The sequence below is a fragment of the Longicatena sp. genome (genome assembly GCF_982403165.1).
The window spans coordinates 1-3,077 of record NZ_CEVYEL010000107.1; the positions used below are offsets into that span (position 1 = coordinate 1).

3 protein-coding genes are annotated in these 3,077 nt (G+C 36.4%); 2 read left to right on the plus strand and 1 reads right to left on the minus strand.

What is annotated here, in order from left to right; translation table 11 throughout:
- The first annotated feature begins 160 nt into the window (after positions 1–160).
- Positions 161–1,807 (plus strand): putative ABC transporter permease subunit, encoded by a 1,647-nt coding sequence (locus tag AC1VS3_RS12850; RefSeq protein ID WP_008687753.1) that lies wholly within the window; start codon positions 161–163, stop codon positions 1,805–1,807.
- A gap of 9 nt (positions 1,808–1,816) precedes the next feature.
- Complete coding sequence (locus AC1VS3_RS12855) at positions 1,817–2,374, plus strand: DUF3783 domain-containing protein (protein WP_008687750.1); 558 nt, start codon at positions 1,817–1,819, stop codon at positions 2,372–2,374.
- 85 nt (positions 2,375–2,459) lie between these two features.
- Here AC1VS3_RS12855 and AC1VS3_RS12860 read toward each other — a convergent pair whose 3' ends face one another.
- Positions 2,460–2,822, minus strand: a complete 363-nt coding sequence (locus AC1VS3_RS12860) for a C40 family peptidase (RefSeq protein ID WP_270363123.1) — start codon at positions 2,820–2,822, stop codon at positions 2,460–2,462.
- Positions 2,823–3,077 lie beyond the last annotated feature (255 nt).

Genomic DNA, 3,077 nt, shown 5'->3' on the forward strand with positions numbered 1-3,077 from the left:
TTCTTTTCAACACATGTCTTAGAAGTTGCTGAAAAGTTATGTGATAAAGTTGCCATCATTAATGCAGGAAGTATCATTTTCTTTGGTACGTTAGAGGAATTGCAACATAACCATCCAAATTGTGATTCTCTAGAATCCTTATTCTTGGAGGTTATATCTCATGCGTAAGTATTTCTCACTTACCCGCACATTATTTAAAAATGCAGCAGGTATGGTTGCGGATGGGAAAACAAAGAAAATGCGGGTTTACCTGTTATATGGTTTTTTAGCTATATGTTTCATCCCTTTGCTATTCATGCTGTATTATATGTTTCAAGAAGCTTTTAAAACGATGGCTCCCCTGCAACAAAGCGGCAGTATTTTAGCAGCCGGTTTTCATATGACAAATTTAGTAACGTTTCTATTCTCTATTTTCTTGATTCCCGGCGTTTTTTACTTCAGTAAAGACAGCGAAATCTTATTATCCCTCCCCTTAAAGCCCCAAACGATTTTAGCAAGTAAATTTAGTGTTTGTTTATTATATGAATATGTGTTTACGCTCATCGTTTTTCTTCCTTTAATAGCGGGATATTTGCAGAATGAATCAGTTAGTATACTATTTTATGTATTCGTGGTCATCATCGCTTTAACCTTACCGATTTATCCTCTCGTTCTTTCCAGCATTATTTCCATGCTGGTAATGCGCTTTGTGCCCTTTTTTAAAAATCGCGATCGCTTCAATATGATTGGTGGTATCTTAAGTGTTGCTTTCGCATTGAGTTTCTCTTATTTTATGAATTCTAGCGGAATGCAGCAAGAAGATCCTTCCGCCCTAGTGAATTTATTAATTGAAGGTAATAATTCTTTGATTTCCATGTTTGCCTATTTGTTCCCTGCAGTACCTTTTGCATCCCATGCCTTAATCAGCCAGGACATCTTGCAGCTAGGCCTTTACTTGCTGATTTTAATCGCAGCACTTGCTGTTTTCCTTATCATGGGAAAATATTTCTATTTCAAAGGGGCAATTGGATTCGATGAAACAAAGAGCACTCGTAAAGTATTAAATGATGTTGAAATGAAAAAAGCATTAACACAGAAATCAAAAGTATTTACGTATACGCAAAAAGAACTGCGATTGCTTTTACGTACACCAGTTTATTTTTTGAATTGTATTGGTACTTGCTTTATTTTCCCGATTGTCATTGTCATTTCCATCATGTCACAAGGTGAAAGTTTGAATTTAGCAGCCCTTAATCAAATAGATTTTAGTGGATATGCTTATTATGCCATCTTACCTGGATTAGCTATGGGCATGTTGATTGGTTGTATTAATATGATCAGTGCAACAGCCATATCACGAGAAGGCAGTAATGTCATGTTCATGAAGTACATTCCTATGCCTTTAGGAAAACAAATAATAGCTAAGATGAATGCCGGAATCATTGTCAGCGTTCTCACTATTCTCCTTTTATTCATTATTGCTTATATCCTCTTTCCAATGCTTCCTATCCTTTATTATATCATCGCTTTTATCAGTGCAATTATAGCTATTTTCTTGGGTAACGAGCTTTGCATTCTGCTTGATATGGCACATCCTAAGCTAGTATGGGAACAAGAGGCTGCTGCAGTTAAACAGAATATGTCCGGTATGATTGCCATGTTTGGGGGAATGCTAATAGCTGGCTTATTGATTGCAGCCTTATTCCTGCTTCCAAATGATCTTATCATGCCAATCTCCATAGGCATATGTATTGCCATCCTACTAATATCTGTAGTAATCTATAGCAAGATGGATACCATCGCTTGCAAATTATTTAAAAAGATATAAGGAGTGTTTATGAAAAAAATTCTGCTATATTTCGGTGATTATCAAGAGAAAAAGCCGATTCTTGAAACTATTCTTTCGGATATGCAGATTGCGTATCGTATCTTAACAGATACAGACTTGCAGCAACCAATTGGTTATCTGCTAGGCATACAGGATAAAGCCCAACAAGAAGTAACGCAAACTATGCATATGCACATTGATTTGATGTTTCTTGATGGGTTTAGTGATGAAGAAATTCAAGAACTGAATGCCCGCATGAAAGCGCAAGGAGTTAGTATGCCGCGCAAAGCCATGCGTACAAAACATAATGAAACATGGCGGTTAATTGATCTTTTAGAAGAAATCGAAAAAGAGCACGCATATTTTCAAACATTAGAAGAAATTCAGAAATTATTAATGGCAAGCAGTGAATTGCAAATGGATATATACACACCGGATAGTTGGAAAGCCTATGAATCCGCCTTTATCCAAGCATACGAGGTCTTGCAAAACCAAAGCGAACCAGATGTAGCCAAGGCTGCCTTAACAACCCTTACACAGGCAAAAGCGGCATTGCAAAAACGTTAAATAAAATAGCAAAAGCAGGTCTTATGCGTTCCTCCTGACAAAGGGCTTCTATCACGCATAGCACCTGCTTTTTTATGTGTAACCATCAGATTCTTCGAAAGCCTATGAAATTTTTATTAAATAAAGGTCCATTTTCTCCCATATAATAAACATTTTCACGGATTCCATCTTTCGTATTCATCGCTTCAATCACACGCACTTCATAACCATTGGAAATTTTCTTTTTACTGATTACCAAAGCAAAATGGTTTTTATAATGAACAATATCCCCCATTTTAATAGTTGCTGTCTTTTTGCCAATACTATGTCCGGCATAAGCCAACGCTCTAGGTACCTTATAGCCATTTTGACGATAAGCATAATAAATCAACCCAGAACAATCAAAGTTTTTAGGGCCACTGCCACCCCATTTATATGGCTTTTTTTTCTGTGCTATGGCCGTATCCACAACATCATATTTCGTATGGGATTTGCAGGTTGTAATACTTAGCGTACCTGTGTACTTGCCATCATAATGCTTTTTATTTCCAGCAGTAACATAGGTTTTTATCTTAAAATAATATTTCTTACCCGCCTGTAAACCGGTATTCTTATAAGATGTAGTCGCACAGTTTGTAATTGTTTTTATTAGACTATATTTGCCATGATAGCTAGTGTGCTGTATCGTTGATATTTAACATTACTACTGCATCTTATTCAGATG